The organism is Acinetobacter sp. MYb191 (assembly GCF_037572605.1).
Classification (GTDB): Bacteria; Pseudomonadota; Gammaproteobacteria; order Pseudomonadales; family Moraxellaceae; genus Acinetobacter; species Acinetobacter johnsonii.
Genome location: NZ_JBBGZP010000016.1, coordinates 65,828 through 81,561 on the forward strand (window position 1 = coordinate 65,828; position 15,734 = coordinate 81,561).

Below are 15,734 nucleotides of genomic sequence, written 5' to 3' on the forward strand. Positions count from 1 at the left end.
GAAAAGTGTCGAAAAGTTAGATTTTGGTATTTTTGTGACTAAATTTCATGTTTCGCTGAATAATTCTATTCGAGAAATTTTGTAAAATATGGCAGAATATGCGGTTTTAAAGTATTTAGAGGATTGGCAGCATGCGCTTTGTTGATGAAGCAGTCATTACCGTAGAGGCTGGCGACGGTGGCAATGGCGTAGCCAGTTTTCGCCGTGAAAAATTCGTACCTTTTGGTGGTCCAGACGGTGGTGATGGTGGTCGTGGTGGTAGCGTATTTATCGAAGCTGATGATAATACCAGTACCCTTGTAGACTTCCGTTATACGCGCCGCTTTCGTGCGGAGCGAGCTAAAAATGGTCGTGGTGCAAACTGCGCAGGCCGTGGTGGTGAAGACACTGTATTAAAGGTTCCTGTAGGTACAACCATTGTTGATACTGACTCGGGTGACATTATTGGCGACTTGGTTGAAAGTGGTCAGCGTGTGCTTGTCGCAGCGGGTGGTGATGGCGGTTTGGGTAATACTCACTTCAAATCATCGACGAACCGTTCGCCACGTAAGTGTACCCACGGTTTTAAAGGCGAATTCCGTGAAATTCGCTTAGAGCTAAAAGTACTGGCCGATGTTGGCTTACTGGGTATGCCAAACGCAGGTAAATCGACGTTTATTCGTGCCGTATCAGCAGCAAAACCTAAGGTTGCAGACTATCCGTTTACTACGATGGTTCCAAACCTTGGTGTGGTTGATGCAGACAGTCACCGTTCATTTGTAATGGCGGATATTCCTGGCTTGATCGAAGGGGCTTCTGAAGGTGCGGGTCTTGGTATTCGTTTCTTAAAGCACTTGGCGCGTACGCGTATTTTACTTCACATTGTGGATGTTCAGCCGATTGATGGTTCTGATCCTGCATACAATGCAAAAGCGATCTTGGGTGAATTAGAGAAATTCTCTCCGACACTTTCAAAGTTACCTATCGTTCTAGTGTTAAACAAAGTTGACCAACTTGCAGACGATACGCGTGATGAATGGTGTCAGCATATTTTAGATGAAATGCAGTGGGATGGCCCTGTATTTAAAACTTCAGGTTTGATGTCTGAAGGGACAAAACCAGTTGTGTATTACCTGATGGATCAAATTGAGCAACAACGTGAACGTGAGCTTGAAGATCCTGATTATGCAGCAGAAGTGAAAGCATTCCGTGAGCAGCTTGAAGCTGAAACACGCGAACAAACTATTGCCGCTAAAGAAGCATATCGTGAAATGCGTCGCCAACAACGTCTTGCAGGCCTGTTGGCTGATGATGATGAAGACGATGATGAAGATGACGGCGAAATGGAAGTGTTTTACGTACGTTAAGCTCGTAATGAGTAACTGAGGACAAGATGATAGAAGTGGTAGATGGGCAACGTAAGCTCGAAGCTTGTAAACGAATCGTTGTTAAAATCGGATCATCTTTACTCACAGCAAATGGGCAAGGTTTAGATATAGATGCAATTTCGCATTGGGCGAAACAAATTGCAGATCTACACAATGCAGGACATGAGATTATTCTTGTGTCGTCAGGAGCTGTGGCTGAAGGTATGGTTCGTATGAAGCTAGACAGCCGACCCACCGATCTACCCAGTCTTCAGGCGTGTGCTGCCATTGGTCAGATGGGCCTTATTCATACATGGTCAAGTGTGCTTGAAAAACATCACATTCAGACTGCGCAAGTGTTATTAACCCATGATGACTTGGCAGACCGCCGTCGTTTTTTGAACTCATGTGATGCTTTACAGAACTTGATTGAATGGTATGTGATTCCTGTAATCAACGAGAATGACACGGTTTCGACCGATGAAATTCGCTTTGGTGACAATGACACGTTGGCTGCGATGGTTGCAGGACAAGTCCATGCTGATTTGTTAATTATTTTGACCGACCAGCAGGGGATGTTCGACTCAGACCCACGTTCAAATCCAAACGCTAAAATGTTCCATACTGTGCGTGCTTTAGATGAGAGTTTGTTTGATATGGCTGGCGGTGGCGGTAAGTTTGGGCGTGGTGGTATGTTGACCAAAGTCCGTGCTGCACGTTTAGCTGCAAAGTCTGGCTGTCCAACGCTGATTGCCAGTGGTGAAAGTGACAATGTGCTTGCACGTTTGATGGATGGTGAAATGCTTGGGACATTGTTTATTACTGACAATGACCGCATTACCGCTCATCAGCAGTGGTTGGCGGCTCACTTACAAACTGCGGGGCGTTTGGTGTTGGATGATGGTGCTGTCAAAGCGATTAAAGACAATCATCGTAGTTTGCTTCCTGTTGGTGTGAAAGCTGTGGAAGGGCATTTTGAACGCGGTGACGTGGTTGAATGTGTTGATATCCAAGGTGGCCGTGTTGCGGTCGGACGTGTCAACTTTAGTTCGCGTTCTGCGGAGCTGGTAAAGGGCTTGGCGTCAGATAAAGTTCACCAAGTTCTAGGTGAAGCACGTTCACTTGAGATGATTCATCGCAATCATATGGCGATCTACTGATTTAAATGCATTAAAAAAATCCCGCTTTCGAGCGGGATTTTTTGTTTTGAAGCAAAAGTTATTTGATATAGCCTTTTTGAATGAGGGGCTTAAATAAGTAAAAGTGAAGGGTGAGTGCCCATTGCATGATTTTATCTTTATAGAGATTCCAAAGCTTTAATCCAAAGAAGTTTAAGGCAAAAGCCAATAGAAAAGCCCCGAGCATATCTAAAGGGAAGTGCACACCAAGATAGACACGTGACCATGCAACCAGCCAAGCCATAATCAAGAGAAAAATTCCCAGTTTACGCTGCGCAGAGAATAGATAAGAAAAGGCGATACTGCTAAAAATCAACATATGGTCACTTGGGAAAGAGCCATTGGGTGCATGGTAAATGAGAGTGCGTCCGACCTCCATGACAAAAGGCCGCGGGTGATAATACACATGAGAAATACATTGGCTGATCAAAATGGCAATGCTGGTAAAAATAAACGCCTTCAATATCTGTTTTTTAGTGTCGTAGTTACCACGTAGCCAAAACCAAGCAAACAGTAAAATCATGCAATAGAGCAGGTCATTGGCGATGAATATGGCAAAATGAATGCTGGTATTACTGGCTTCAGGAGAAGCATTAATCCATGAAAAAAGCGATAAATTAAGTTCTGAAAGAGTCATGAAAGTGGATTGTGTTTATCAAGTACGAAAGAGAGTCATAATTTTGTCATATTGTTAAAATAAAAAAGACCACAAAAATGTAGTCTTTTTTAACAGTTCAATGTGCTTGAACGAATTGGCTTTCTGGTTTAGAAATCAAATGACGTTTGAAGGTAGAAGGTACGTGGTTGCCCTACATATTTTCCACCTGTTGAGTCAGTAGAACGTGTGAAATATTGTTTATCAAACACGTTTTTAACGCCACCCGCGATTTTTAAACCGTGGAATTGCTCACCAAAGTCATAGGCTGTACGCACGGCAAAAGTGGAATAACCTGGAATATCACCTAATTTTCCATCAGCCGATTCGTCAGTTTGATAGGTATCACCCGAACCTGGAGAATGCTGCTTAGATTGGGCAAACATATCTGCATTGACGCTCCATTGATTCACTTTATAGCCTAAACCAACATTTGCTGTATGGCGTGAGTAGAAAGGAAGGTCTTTGTCTTCAAAGTCACCTGCTTCAGCCACAGCTTTGGTGAACGTGTAGTTGCTATAGAGTTTTAAGCCCTCAAGCGCATCGGTCAAATAAGCAAAGTCATAAGCCAGACCAAGTTCTACACCTTTGAGGCTGGTTGCGCCTAAGTCTGTCCAAATGCCATTGTTCTGGGCATCACGTTCTAAAATTAACTCTTTTTTGAAGTCTAAATAAAACGCGGTTAATTCTGCATTTAGACCATTGCCTAAATACTTCGTCCCAATTTCATAGTTATTGGACTTTTCAGGATGCAAGCCATCAGTTGTGCTTTGCGCAACCCCACCTTCTAAACGTGCCAATTGGTTGTATTGCTGTGGGCCGAATGAAACGCCCGCATTGGCAAAAATGTTCCAATTGTCTGTCGCTTTATACATAACCGATAGGCTGGGTAAAAACTCATCTGAATCAATTTTGGGTGAAACGGTATTAACTGCAACGCCTTGGTTATAGGCAGTAAAATTGTTATGTGTTTCAATTGATTCAAAACGTAGACCCGGTGTGATGACCCAGTTACCTAAATCGAAGCGGTTATCTGCATAAATCGCATGTGCTTTAGTGCCACCTTCACTCGTGGTACGTGCTTTAATTTCGGTCACAGGTGCATTCAATGCATATGTCGATGAGCGACCTGAGAACTCAGAACTATCTTCATCTAAATAACGATAGCCGATAGTAAATTCGCTATTTGAGTTACCTAATTGGTATGCACGAGACCAGCGCGGTTCAATGGCAAAAACTTTATAGTCGCGTGGAGAGGTATCCATACGCGAAGTGGTCCCACTAACATCTGTCTCTAAGTCGCTTGTGCGAAATGAGTCAATATAATAGGTCAGCAATTCAAAGTTATTTTTTTCATCTTGATGTATATAGCGGAATGACACATCTGAGCGGCGACCAGAGAAATAATTACGTGACTTATTTGACTGATAAGGGTTTTGTGCATATTTTTCGGCAGTTAAGCCTTCAGGCATTTCACCATAACCTTCATAGTGATGTAGGTTTAAGGCAATCGCATCAGCATCTGTAATTTGATAGGCCGTTTTTAACATGACATCGTCAATGTCAGTTTTATTATTGGCTTTACGGTAGCCATCACCTTTTGTGCCAGAATACAGTAAAGCAAGGCCTAAACCGTTATCTAAGGTTCCGCCTACAAATAAGTTCGGGCTGTATTTGACTTGATCTGTACCCGAAGCATATTCGGTCGTTAGGCTGACATTACCTTCAAACTCTTGAGGAATCGAGCGAGTTGCAAAGTTAATGATACCGCCAACGTTCTGCGGTCCAAAACGTACAGAGCCTGCACCACGAACCACATCTACAGATTCAATATTGCCTAATGATACTGGTGCTAGAGAAAGCTGAGGCTGTCCATAAGGCGCAAATGATAGCGGGACACCATCAAGCAGTACTGTAGAGCGAGGAGATAAACGAGAGGCTAAACCACGCACCCCAATATTGAGTGAAACATCACTGCCACCAGTACCATTATTTTCTTGAACTTGAACACCTGGGACTTGCTTCAGGGCATCTTTAATTGAAGTCGCAGCAACTTCATCTAAGCGATTGCGATTAATAATCGTACGAGCGCCTGCATGCTTTTGCACTTTCTCTGCATTGGCATCTTCTAACCAGTTGCCTTGTGCTTCAAGTTTGATAGTCGGAAGCACATTGCTGCTCGTTGCTTCAGTGAGTTCTTCTGCTTGTGCATAGGTCAAGCAGCTCATAGAAAGCCCAATCGCAATACTGAGTTGTTTGGCTTTGAATAATCTGCGATCCTGCAGATGAAGACGTGATGAAATCATTCTTTTGTGCGCAATCCATAATAAATAGCGCGGCTATCATATGCTGAACCTTGTTGAAATCAAATAATAACCATTATCACTTATTGCAATTAAAATGCTAAAATTAATAGGCGAATTAAAGTATTCTTAATGGAGCACACAATAAAAAAGCCATGTTTAACATGGCTTTTTAGATGAATTTGAATGAAATCTGTTATTTAAGTTGAACAGTACCATTTGCATTCACAGTGATTTTAGATTCACCACCTGCAACATCTTGCATTGGTGCATCAGCTGCTGCAAATTTTGCACTTTCTGCACGCATCATAACTGGGCGAGGGTAGTAGTTGCTGGTATTAATGTTTAAGTTCACCAAGTTATAGCCTGACTTACTCCATGCTTGCGCTAACGATTGCGCACGCTGTTGAAAGTTTTTCGATGCTTCAATAATTAGCTCATTTTCCACTTTCTTACGTTGTGTGTCAGATACACTAAAGCCGATTGACTGGGTTTGGAAGTTTTGCTGTAGCTCACCAATTAACTGGCTCGCCGCTTTAAAATCGGTACTTTCTAAATTAATTTCAGCACGACCACGCCATTCTTTTAACTTTTGGTTGTCATCGTTGTAAATAGGGTAGGTGGATTGAGAACCCGTTTCGACTTTTACGCTTGGGTATTTACGTGCTAAAGCTGTTGCTTGATTCATCAGCTGCGTAACTTGTGTTGCGAGTTCGGCAGGTTGTTTGTTACTACGTTCAATGTAAAGCGTTGCATTCATTAAATCATTAGATACTTGGCGTGTTGCCTCAGCCTGAACATTGACAATATTGTAGTTCAATTGGTTCTCAGACTGAGCAAAAACTGCTGAGCTAAATAAAGCACTAAGAGCGATTGCTGGGATGAAGAATTGACGCATTTTTATTCCTTTTTTATTTAGGAGGAGTTTTGCAACATTTGTAAAAAGCTTAAAGCCAATTTGTGGTGAATTTGCGAAAATATTGTGGTTCGATTGTAAAAAAAGGTACAAAATATTTTTCAGAAAAAACTAGATAAAGTTATTTATTTCAAAAACTTATTTTTTGACCAAGGTGAGTATTTTGAAATTTTGTGGCGAAGTTGAAAAATAAATAAATTCATCGGCTTTTCTTTACGTTGTCACACTATAAGAGGATAATTTAAGCTATGGTTTGGCATGATATATTTTTTTAGTAAATTTCTGGTAGATAATGTCCAAAAGCTGTTTATTTTATTGAAAATTTCTGTATCATCCGCCTCCTAGTTATGAAGTATCCAAACGCTATCTGACTAGATTTATAAAGCGCCGAGTCAAAGGACCAAAAGTCACCCGACTTATTTCTTTCAACCCATATCAGAGATGGTAATTCGATATGAGCGTTTCTTCTGTAAACCCTGCCACTAATACTACTAACGAATACTATTTGACTCGCCAAAGTCAGATGGAATCCAATGTTCGTAGCTATCCACGGAAATTGCCGTTAGCGATAGCCAAAGCATTAGGCTGCTGGGTTACTGATGTTGAAGGTACAGAGTACCTCGATTGTTTAGCTGGGGCAGGAACATTGGCTTTGGGCCATAATCATCCTGCGGTAATTCAAAGTATTCAAGACACACTTGCAAGTGGTCTTCCTTTACATACTTTGGATTTAACGACACCTTTAAAAGATGCATTTACTGAAGCATTACTTGAACAATTACCAGGCGGTAAGGAAGAGTATTGTCTACAGTTCTGTGGTCCATCTGGTGCAGATGGCACGGAAGCAGCAATTAAATTAGCGAAGACGTATACCGGTCGTAGCACAGTGATTAGTTTCTCTGGTGGTTACCATGGTATGACGCACGGCGCTCTTGCAATGACAGGTAACCTGTCTGCGAAAAATGCTGTAAATGGTTTAATGCCAGGCGTTCAATTTATGCCGTATCCGCATGAATACCGTTGCCCACTTGGTTTAGGTGGCGAAGCGGGTGTGGATGCTTTGACATATTTCTTTGAAAACTTCATTGAAGATGTTGAAAGTGGTGTAACCAAGCCAGCTGCTGTTATTCTTGAAGCAATTCAAGGTGAAGGCGGTGTGGTCACAGCGCCAACCAAATGGTTGAAAAAAATCCGCGAAGTGACTGAAAAACACAATATTGTGTTAATTCTTGACGAAGTTCAAGCAGGCTTTGCACGTTCAGGCAAAATGTTCGCATTTGAACATGCGGGTATTGAACCTGACGTAGTGGTGATGTCTAAAGCCGTTGGTGGTAGCTTACCACTTGCTGTATTAGGTATTAAACGTAAGTTTGATGCTTGGCAGCCAGCAGGTCACACGGGTACTTTCCGTGGTAACCAATTGGCAATGGGTACTGGTCTTGCAACGATCAAAACCATCAAAGAACAAAACCTTGCGCAAAATGCACAAGAACGTGGTGATTTCTTACAAGCTGAGTTTAAAAAGCTTGCTCAAGAGTTCCCATGTATCGGTAACGTGCGTGGCCGTGGTTTGATGATTGGTGTTGAAATTGTTGATGAGCGTAAACCAGCAGATCATATGGGGTCTTTACCTGCAGATGGTCAATTGGCAGCAGCGATTCAAGCGGCATGCTTTAACAACAAATTGTTGTTAGAAAAAGGTGGCCGTAACGGTACAGTCATTCGTTTACTTTGCCCACTTATCATCACTCATGATGAATGTGTTGAAGCGGTTTCTCGCTTCAAGAAAGCAATTGCTGAAGCACTTGTTGCAACTCGAGGCGCGTAATCATGGTTGATTTTGCAGAACACCGTAAGGCGTTACTCTGCAATGATGCTGCATCTATTGCTGACTACTCGTCAGCAATGGATCAAGCGACTAAAGCAGTTGCAGCATGGTTGCAAAACGACAAAATGTACACAGGCGGTAGCATTAAAGAGCTCCGCAGTGCGATTGCATTTAATCCTTCTAAAGAAGGTTTGGGTGTACAAAAGTCACTTGAACGTATGGTTGAGCTTTTCTTAAACAAAAGCTTAAAAGTCCATCACCCGCACTCGCTCGCGCATTTGCACTGCCCAACTATGGTGACTAGTCAAATTGCTGAAGTGCTGATCAATGCAACGAATCAATCGATGGATTCGTGGGACCAAAGTCCTGCAGGTTCATTGATGGAAGTTCAGTTGATTGACTGGCTTCGTCAAAAAGTGGGTTATGGTGCAGGTCAAGCTGGTGTGTTCACTTCTGGTGGTACACAGTCAAACTTGATGGGTGTATTGCTTGCACGTGATGCATGTATCGCGAAAAACTGGAAAGACGAAAACGGTAATCCGTGGTCTGTACAGCGTGATGGCGTGCCAGGCGATGCGATGCGTAACGTCAAAGTCATTTGTTCTTAAAATCCACACTTCTCTGTGCAAAAGAACATGGCGATGATGGGCATGGGCTTCCAATCAGTCGTAACCGTTCCTGTGAACGAGAACGCACAGATGGATGTGGATGCACTTGAAAAAACCATGGCACACCTTCAAGCTGAAGGTAAAATCGTGGCATGTGTGGTTGCAACTGCAGGTACGACCGATGCCGGTGCGATTGATCCACTGAAGCAAATTCGTGAAATCACCAACAAATATGGCGCGTGGATGCACATCGATGCGGCGTGGGGCGGTGCTTTAATCTTATCGAACAATCATCGCGATATGTTGGATGGTATTGAGCTTTCTGACTCAATTACGCTGGATTTCCATAAGCATTACTTCCAAACCATCTCTTGTGGTGCGTTCTTGTTAAAAGACGAAGCGAACTATCGTTTCATGCACTATGAAGCTGAGTATTTAAACTCTGCTTATGACGAAGAGCATGGCGTGCCTAACCTCGTGTCTAAGTCACTTCAAACAACACGTCGTTTCGATGCGTTGAAGCTTTGGATGACTGTTGAAGCGCTTGGTGAAGAACTGTATGGTTCTATGATTGACCACGGCGTTACTTTAACTCGTGACGTTGCTGATTATATCAATGCAACTGCCGGTTTAGAGATGTTGGTTGATCCACAATTTGCATCTGTATTGTTCCGTGTGGTTCCAGAAGGCTATCCAGTAGAATTGCTTGATACCTTAAACCAAAACGTTGCAGACGAATTGTTTGCACGTGGTGAAGCGAATATTGGCGTAACTAAAGTAGGTCAAAATCAATCTTTGAAAATGACGACTTTAAGCCCAGTTGCGACTTTAGATAACGTGAAGAACCTGCTTGGTCTTGTCCTTGCAGAAGCGGATCGTATCAAAGGTTCAATCGCAGATGGAACCTATACACCTGCAATTGCTTAATCGATTGTTTGTGTTAAAAAAGGAGCTGATATCAGCTCCTTTTTTTATGTGTTGGAAATATTAAAATGGATAACATCTATTGGCTAAGCATCTAATTTTAATTATGTTGGAGATGCTTTATTTTTCTATGAAGTAGTTTTCGATATCTGCTTGAACTATGATTATCAGGAAAATGTGCTTCAATGCTTAAGACTAGAGCTAAATATTCGGGCTTTTGATTTTCAACAGGTAAATGATTTTCTTCACGAAATTTCAAGTTAAAGGTATGACCTGCACGACAGGCAAGTCCTTGTCATAATCATGGCAATTAGGGGGAAATAAATGTGTTTGGCTAGTGGTCATGGGAAATGTCGCACTCATATGACTTGTCACGCTTCTTACGAAAAATGAATGGTTAAGGCGGCAGTAAGGGGAGGAGAAGTCCAAAATCTCCTTCTTAGAGCTATCTTTTAGAAAAAAGATAAAGCTGTTTCGTCAGAAATACCCATTATTCGGACAAATATTTCTAAAAATCAGAAAGGTGTCTGAGTCTAAAAGTCATAAATTGGCTCTCGTATTTGAGATGAGCATGCTATTTTTCAGTAATAAATAAGGGATAAAAGGTAAAAATTAGGACCTAAATGATGCTCAATTTTCTAAATATGACACCACTCATTTGTCATTTATGGGTTATGAAATTCTGACAAATGGCGAAAATTTATATGGATTCTGCATATGGGTATACGCAAATTTTTATAGATTAGTAGGGCTATTAAATGTTTAAGAAATAAAAAACCGATGAAGTTTTTTTATTTTATGCATTGATTTTAAAAGTTTTTATTTCTTATAAAAGTTTGAAAAAAAGTTGGTGTAAAATGAACTACGTACTCGTGTTATATCAAAATAAGAAAAATTCTTTACGTGTTTAAACTGGGTGAAATTGAACAAAGTGTAACGAATCATGGACAAATAAAAATAAACATCATGAAAGTGTCACAATGCTGTAACTTGCTTGTCATATTCTGAAATCAAAATGCAGTTATCCAAAAAAGTACAAGACTGAATAAAAAGTGGCGTACTCCAAAATGTTTAATATGTGAGATAACAAATATGCGCTTAAACCATATCGCACTTGCAGTAGTAGTTTCTGGGGCAGCTGTAGCAACCACGGCAAACGCAGCTCGTGACACAATTCAAATTGCGGGTTCTTCAACAGTTTTACCGTATGCAAGTATTGTTGCTGAAGAGTTTGGCAATACTTTCCCACAATTTAAAGCACCAGTTGTTGGTTCTGGCGGTTCTTCAGGTGGCTTAAAACAGTTCTGTAATGGTGTAGGTGACAACACCATCGATATCGCGAACGCATCTCGTAAAATTAAAGATACAGAATTAGCTGCTTGTAAGAAAGCTGGTGTGAACCAAGTGATCGAAATCAAAATTGGTTATGACGGTATTGTGTTCGCTTCAAATGCAAGTAAAGCAGCATACAAATTACGTCCACAGCACGTCTATGCAGCTTTAGCAGCGCAGTTACCATCTAACGGTAAAATGGTTGCAAACCCATATACACGTTGGAATCAAATTGACAAAAGCCTTCCAAATGAACCAATCACTTTAGTGATTCCAGCATCAAACCACGGTACACGTGAAGTGTTCCAAGAAAAAATGGTTGATGCAGGCTGCGAAACTTATGCAGCAATCAAAGCAATGGATAAAGATGCACAAAAGAAAGCATGTTCAACTTTCCGTAAAGACGGCAAAGTGATTGAGATTGCGGGTGACTACACTGAAACTTTAGCGCGCTTAAAAACCTCGCCTAGCGCAGTAGGTGTGTTTGGTTTAGGTTTCTACGACCAAAACCGAGACAAGTTACGCGTAGCTACAGTGAACAATGTTGCACCATCTGAAAAGACAATTTTGAATGGTTCATACCCAGTTTCTCGCCCATTATTCTTCTACGTAAAAGGCGAGCATTTGAAATCAATCAAAGGCTTAAAAGAATATACTGAATACTTCATCAGCAAGAAAGTATCAGGTAAAGGTTCTAAGCTTGAGCGTGCTGGTTTGATCTCAATGTCAGACAAAGAGCGTGCAGCAGTTCTTGCGAACTTCAAAGCAGGCAAAGCGGTTAAGTAATTAAGCGTAGAAACAGTCAACGGTAGGCAAGTCCTACCTTTGACGTTTTTTACTAGGATTAAGTTTTTTCAAATAATGAAAATTGAAAGAACCGTGGAGAATACATGAATCTGCTACTTATAGGTGTGTTATTGGCACTGATCGCCATAGCCTATCAAATGGGCTTAAGTCAGAGCCGTAACTTAGCAGGTAAGGGAAATAATTCTGAAAAATTACACTCACGTCCGGGGTATTACGGTGCGTTAGTGGCTTTGTGGTGTGGTATCCCTGCTTTTTTAATTTTGATTGTTTGGAATATTGTTGAACCAAATGTTTTGAATCATGTGGTGTTAAATCACGTGCCAGCACAAGTCGCTGCAACCTTAGATGCTGCTAGTACGGATGTGTTGATTAACCGTGTAGAAGCGATTGCCTCAGGTTTTGGTGTAACAGATACACCAGCTGCGTATGAGCTTGCTGCTGCGGAGCAACTGGCGAAGTTTCAAAGCATTGGAACATTTGCAAAAATTGCAGTGGTGATTTGTGCTGCACTGGCAGGTTTAGTCGCTGCGAAAAAGCGCATTGCAACTCAGTTCCGCGCTCGTAACCAAGTTGAAAAAACCATTAATGTTGCACTTGCACTCTGTTCTGGTGTCGCGATTCTAACCACGATTGGTATCGTGATGTCGATGTTCAGCGAAGCGATGCGATTCTTCCACTTCGTGAGTCCACTCGACTTTTTCTTCGGTACAGAATGGAACCCCGGCTTTAGTACTTCAGGTAGTGCAGATGGCAGTTATGGTTTGCTTCCGCTACTTTGGGGCACCTTAATGGTCAGTGGTATTGCACTCTTAGTTGCAGTCCCAGTGGGTTTAATGATCGCGATCTATCTTGCTGAATATGCATCTTCTGGTTTCCGCTCATGGGCAAAACCAACCATTGAAGTGCTCGCAGGAATTCCAACCATTGTTTACGGTGTATTTGCACTGATGATCATTGGCCCATTCTTTAAAATGCTTGGCGAATCCGTTGGTTTACACATCAACGCAACCAGCGCACTCACTGCTGGCTTCGTCATGGGTATCATGATTATTCCTTTCGTTTCATCGCTGTCTGACGACATTATCACGCAGGTACCACGTGCATTACGTGATGGTTCATTAGGTTTAGGCGCGACAAAGTCAGAAACCATTCGTCAGGTAGTGATACCAGCAGCACTTCCAGGCATTATCGGCGCGTTCTTGCTTGCAGCATCACGTGCCATTGGTGAGACCATGATTGTGGTGCTTGCAGCAGGGAATAGTCCTTTATTGCATGCCAATCCACTTGAAGCCATTTCAACTGTGACCATTACCATCGTAAACCAATTGACTGGTGATACTGACTTTGCAAGCCCGCAAGCTTTGGTGGCATTTGCACTAGGTCTGACCCTCTTTGTAATTACGCTTGGTTTGAACATTGTTGCACTGTACATCGTGCGTAAATATCGTGAGCAATACGACTAATGACGACTTCTAATAGCACAGCAGATCAAGTATTTGATCCACAACATGCGGCAGAATTACGAGAAAAGCGTAAGCAAACGATCAGTAATTCATTGGCAAAACGTCACCGTAAAGAAAAAACCTTTCGTTTCTTTGGTTTCTCGGCAGTGATTGCAGGTTTATTCTTTGTCGCGCTACTTTTTGGCAGTATTTTATCGAAAGGCTTACCAGCTTTTTGGCAAAGTAGCATGAGTTTACCCGTGTACTTTGACCCTGCCATTATTACGACAGGTGCAAAACCTGTACAGCGTGCAGGCGAATCTCCAGCGCAGTTTGAAGAGCGTTTTATTGCTTGGCAAACTGAAATGGGCATGGTGGATTGGGATGCTTTAATCGTGAATGCCATGATTGCAAAAGACCCAGCACTTGCTTCTAAACGCGATGATTTAGCTTCTTTGTACACCAGTTCTGAAGCATATCGCTTACGTGATATGGTGATGAAAGATCCATCATTAGTCGGTAAGAAAGAAGACATTAAAGTGCTTGCCGATGCAAACGTTGATGTTTGGCTTGCAGGAAATATTGACCGTAGTTTGCCTGATGAACAGCAACAGTTGAGCCCAGAAGTTCGTCAACTTGCCGATGAAATGAAAGCTTCCGGGGTCATGGAAAATACTTTTAATACCAACATCTTTGTCAGTCCAGACTCGCGTAGTTCTCCTGCAACTTCAGGTTTAGCAGGGGCATTCATGGGGTCACTGTTCATGATGCTGATCGTGATCATTATTTCGATTCCAATTGGTGTGGCATCTGCGATTTATCTTGAAGAATTTGCGCCTAAAAACTGGATCACTGATGTCATTGAAGTCAACATTAACAACCTTGCGGCTGTACCATCAATTGTCTTTGGTTTGCTCGGTGCTGCGATCTTTATTGGCTGGATGCATTTACCGCTTTCGGCGCCATTGGTCGGTGGTTTAGTGCTGAGCTTAATGACTTTACCAACGGTGATTATTACAACACGTGCATCGTTGAAAGCTGTACCACCTTCAATTCGTCAGGCAGCTTTAGGGCTAGGTGCTTCACGTGTACAAACTGTATTTCATCACGTTTTACCACTTGCACTACCAGGGATTCTAACGGGTGCAATTATTGGTGTAGCACAAGCATTAGGTGAGACTGCACCGCTGTTATTAATTGGTATGAGCGCATTTGTTGCAAGTGTACCTACAACTCCATTTGATCAATCGAGTGCTTTACCTGTACAGATTTTCTTGTGGCAAGGTAATGAGCTGCGTAACTTCTTCGAAGGACGTACAGCAGCTGCGATTATTGTTCTGCTTGCAATGATGATTGGACTCAACAGTATTGCAATTTGGTTACGTAAGAAATTTGAAGTCCGTTGGTAAGTGAGGGCAAAATATGAATACCGTTGTTAAAAATTCCTTAGATCAGGATCAAACAGTGAATCAAGAACACACTCAATTTACAAACCCGAATACGACCTCAGGTCAGCAGGGTACTTCTTTTGTGTCGCAGTTCGATACACAGACTTCTGCTAAGAAAGATCAGGCACAAGGACAAGTCAAACTCAGCACTTCAGATGTACATGTTTACTATGGCGAAGCTGAAGCGATTAAAGGGATTGATCTGAATATCTACGAAAATGAAGTGATTGCATTTATTGGGCCATCAGGCTGCGGTAAATCGACCTTCTTACGTACTTTGAACCGTATGAACGACACCATTGATAGCTGTCGTGTGACGGGTAAAGTGATGTTGGATAATCAAGATATTTATGACCCAAACCTAGATGTGGTACTGCTTCGCGCTCAAGTAGGAATGGTATTCCAGAAACCAAACCCATTCCCAAAGTCAATTTTTGATAACGTGGCTTATGGCCCTAAACTCCATGGTTTGGCGCGTGATAAGTATGACTTAGAAGAAATTGTAGAAAACAGCTTACGTAAAGCGGGTCTTTGGGATGAAGTCAAAGACCGTTTAAATCAACCGGGCACAGGCTTGTCGGGTGGTCAGCAGCAGCGTTTATGTATTGCGCGTACCATTGCGGTAAGCCCAGAAGTGATTCTGATGGATGAGCCATGTTCAGCGCTTGACCCGATTGCGACAGCGAAAGTGGAAGAGCTTATTTCTGAGCTTTCAACGCAGTATACGATTGCGATTGTGACGCACTCAATGCAGCAGGCTGCACGTGTATCAGACCGTACCGCTTACTTCCATTTAGGTGACTTGATTGAAGTGAACTCAACCGAGAAAGTCTTCACTCAGCCAGATCATCAGCTAACTGAAGCTTATATTACAGGTCGTTTCGGTTAATACGCATAACTTGAAATATTTGAAAAAACAGAGCGTAAGTGCTCTGTTTTTTTGTTAT

10 protein-coding genes and 1 pseudogene are annotated in these 15,734 nt (G+C 42.1%); 8 read left to right on the forward strand and 3 right to left on the reverse strand.

Annotated features, from left to right (window positions below; genetic code table 11):
- Positions 1-131 precede the first annotated feature (131 nt).
- The gene (cgtA, locus tag WH214_RS11615; RefSeq protein WP_004980365.1) at positions 132-1,346 is read left to right on the forward strand and encodes an Obg family GTPase CgtA; all 1,215 of its coding nucleotides are present in this window, start codon (positions 132-134) and stop codon (positions 1,344-1,346) included.
- A 26-nt stretch (positions 1,347-1,372) separates the two neighbouring features.
- Complete coding sequence (gene proB / locus WH214_RS11620) at positions 1,373-2,506, forward strand: glutamate 5-kinase (RefSeq protein ID WP_339993398.1); 1,134 nt, start codon at positions 1,373-1,375, stop codon at positions 2,504-2,506.
- Between the two features lie 58 nt (positions 2,507-2,564).
- Here the strand turns inward: proB and WH214_RS11625 are convergent, their stop codons facing one another.
- The 3 genes from WH214_RS11625 to WH214_RS11635 all read right to left on the reverse strand — a co-directional run bounded on the left by WH214_RS11625 (position 2,565) and on the right by WH214_RS11635 (position 6,380).
- On the reverse strand, positions 2,565-3,161 hold the full coding sequence (locus WH214_RS11625) for a phosphatase PAP2 family protein (RefSeq protein WP_004693616.1): 597 nt from the start codon (positions 3,159-3,161) through the stop codon (positions 2,565-2,567).
- A gap of 128 nt (positions 3,162-3,289) precedes the next feature.
- The gene (locus WH214_RS11630) at positions 3,290-5,485 is read right to left on the reverse strand and encodes a TonB-dependent receptor family protein (protein WP_339993400.1); all 2,196 of its coding nucleotides are present in this window, start codon (positions 5,483-5,485) and stop codon (positions 3,290-3,292) included.
- A gap of 193 nt (positions 5,486-5,678) precedes the next feature.
- Entirely contained in the window at positions 5,679-6,380 is a 702-nt protein-coding gene (locus tag WH214_RS11635) for an SIMPL domain-containing protein (RefSeq protein ID WP_339420925.1), read from the reverse strand.
- A 472-nt stretch (positions 6,381-6,852) separates the two neighbouring features.
- Here WH214_RS11635 and WH214_RS11640 point away from each other — a divergent pair, with 472 nt between their 5' ends.
- The 6 genes and pseudogenes from WH214_RS11640 to pstB all read left to right on the forward strand — a co-directional run bounded on the left by WH214_RS11640 (position 6,853) and on the right by pstB (position 15,676).
- Positions 6,853-8,226 carry a diaminobutyrate--2-oxoglutarate transaminase gene (locus WH214_RS11640; RefSeq protein WP_004693606.1) on the forward strand — a complete coding sequence of 458 codons (1,374 nt, stop codon included), beginning with the start codon at positions 6,853-6,855 and terminating at the stop codon, positions 8,224-8,226.
- 2 nt (positions 8,227-8,228) lie between these two features.
- Positions 8,229-9,761, forward strand: a pseudogene (locus WH214_RS11645) (pyridoxal phosphate-dependent decarboxylase family protein).
- 1,089 nt (positions 9,762-10,850) lie between these two features.
- On the forward strand, positions 10,851-11,876 hold the full coding sequence (locus WH214_RS11650) for a substrate-binding domain-containing protein (RefSeq protein WP_004693599.1): 1,026 nt from the start codon (positions 10,851-10,853) through the stop codon (positions 11,874-11,876).
- Between the two features lie 104 nt (positions 11,877-11,980).
- Positions 11,981-13,360 carry a phosphate ABC transporter permease subunit PstC gene (gene pstC, locus WH214_RS11655; protein WP_339993403.1) on the forward strand — a complete coding sequence of 460 codons (1,380 nt, stop codon included), beginning with the start codon at positions 11,981-11,983 and terminating at the stop codon, positions 13,358-13,360.
- Positions 13,360-14,748 (forward strand): phosphate ABC transporter permease PstA, encoded by a 1,389-nt coding sequence (gene pstA, locus WH214_RS11660; RefSeq protein ID WP_004693595.1) that lies wholly within the window; start codon positions 13,360-13,362, stop codon positions 14,746-14,748. Before pstC ends, pstA begins: the two co-directional genes overlap by 1 nt.
- Before the next feature lie 13 nt (positions 14,749-14,761).
- On the forward strand, positions 14,762-15,676 hold the full coding sequence (pstB, locus tag WH214_RS11665) for a phosphate ABC transporter ATP-binding protein PstB (RefSeq protein WP_004693593.1): 915 nt from the start codon (positions 14,762-14,764) through the stop codon (positions 15,674-15,676).
- The last annotated feature ends 58 nt before the right edge of the window (positions 15,677-15,734 follow it).